This is a genomic window from Pseudomonas sp. NPDC087639 (assembly GCF_044743385.1).
Lineage (GTDB): Bacteria > Pseudomonadota > Gammaproteobacteria > Pseudomonadales > Pseudomonadaceae > Aquipseudomonas.
Window position 1 is genome coordinate 1 of record NZ_JBIUWI010000178.1, and the last position, 1,758, is coordinate 1,758.

Sequence of the window (1,758 nt, forward strand, 5' to 3'; positions counted from 1 at the left end):
TGGTCGAACTCGCCTCGCTGCTGCGTCTCGCCGCAGCCGTCACGGCGTTCCATTTGGGCCGTAACGAGGCGAAGTAGTAAGACATGCCTGCTATCCCTCTCGAGCATGGACTGGCGGTTGCCGGCATCCTGTTCTGCCTTGGTCTGGTCGGCCTGATGGTCCGCCGCAACATTTTGTTCGTGTTGATGAGTCTGGAAGTGATGATGAACGCCGCGGCACTGGCCTTCATCGTTGCAGGCGCCCGCTGGGGCCAGCCGGATGGACAGATCATGTTCATCCTGGTGATCAGCCTGGCAGCCGCCGAGGCCAGTATTGGCCTGGCGATCCTGCTGCAACTGTATCGCCGCTTCCACACGCTCGATATCGACGCTGCCAGTGAGATGCGCGGATGAACTTAATCTTTCTGACTTTCGTATTCCCTCTGATCGGTTTCCTGCTGCTGTCGTTCTCCCGTGGACGCTGGTCGGAAAACCTTTCGGCGCTGGTCGGCGTGGGTTCCATTGGCTTGTCGGCGATTGTCACCGCCTACGTCATCTGGCAATTCAACGTCGCGCCTCCCGAAGGCGGTCACTACACCCTGGTGCTTTGGCAGTGGATGGCGGTGGAAGGCTTCAAGCCTGACTTCGCCCTCTACATCGACGGCCTGTCGATCACCATGCTCGGCGTGGTGGTTGGCGTAGGTTTCCTGATCCACCTGTTCGCCTCCTGGTACATGCGCGGTGAAGCGGGTTACTCGCGCTTCTTCTCGTACACCAACCTGTTTATCGCCAGCATGCTGTTCCTGGTCCTGGGCGATAACCTGTTGTTCCTGTACTTCGGTTGGGAAGGCGTAGGCCTGTGCTCGTACCTGTTGATCGGTTTCTACTACAGCAACCGCAACAACGGTAACGCCGCACTCAAGGCCTTCATCGTGACCCGGATCGGCGACGTGTTCATGGCCATCGGCCTGTTCATCCTGTTCCAGCAAGTGGGCACGCTGAACATCCAGGAACTGCTGGTGCTGGCACCGCAGAAATTCCAGGTCGGCGATTTCTGGATCACTTTGGCGACCCTGATGCTGCTGGGCGGCGCTGTCGGTAAATCGGCGCAACTGCCGCTGCAAACCTGGCTGGCAGACGCGATGGCCGGTCCTACCCCGGTTTCGGCACTGATCCACGCTGCAACCATGGTGACCGCAGGCGTTTACCTGATCGCCCGTACTCACGGCCTGTTCACCCTGGCGCCGGACATCCTGCACCTGGTCGGCATCGTGGGTGGTGTGACCCTGGTTCTGGCTGGTTTCGCTGCTCTGGTACAGACCGACATCAAACGTATCCTCGCCTACTCGACCATGAGCCAGATCGGCTACATGTTCCTGGCGCTGGGCGTTGGTGCCTGGGATGGCGCGATTTTCCACCTGATGACCCACGCCTTCTTCAAGGCCCTGCTGTTCCTTGCTTCCGGTGCGGTGATCGTTGCCTGCCACCACGAGCAGAACATCTTCAAGATGGGCGGCCTGTGGAAGAAACTGCCACTGGCTTATGCCAGCTTCATCGTCGGCGGCGCGGCACTGTCTGCCCTGCCACTGGTCACCGCAGGTTTCTACTCCAAGGACGAAATCCTTTGGGAAGCGTTCGCCAGCGGCAACCACGGTCTGCTCTATGCAGGTCTGGTGGGTGCGTTCATGACGTCGCTGTACACCTTCCGCCTGATCTTCATCGCGTTCCACGGTGTAGCCAAGTCCGAAGCCCTCGCCGGTCACGGCATCGCTCACTGGCT

2 protein-coding genes and 1 pseudogene are annotated in these 1,758 nt (G+C 59.8%); all 3 read left to right on the forward strand.

What is annotated here, in order from left to right:
* Positions 1-77 (forward strand): annotated as a pseudogene (locus ACIOVB_RS27670) (NADH-quinone oxidoreductase subunit J); the annotation flags it as partial.
* A gap of 6 nt (positions 78-83) precedes the next feature.
* Positions 84-392, forward strand: a complete 309-nt coding sequence (nuoK, locus tag ACIOVB_RS27675; protein WP_187678483.1) for an NADH-quinone oxidoreductase subunit NuoK — start codon at positions 84-86, stop codon at positions 390-392.
* Positions 389-1,758 (forward strand): NADH-quinone oxidoreductase subunit L (gene nuoL / locus ACIOVB_RS27680; RefSeq protein ID WP_401272295.1); only part of this gene is annotated, 1,370 nt, incomplete at its 3' end. The genes nuoK and nuoL, both read left to right, overlap by 4 nt.

Excerpts from the sequence above, each read along its gene's own strand:
- nuoK (WP_187678483.1), top strand. The coding sequence starts at position 84 with ATGCCTGCTATCCCTCTCGAGCATGGACTGGCGGTTGCCGGCATCCTG.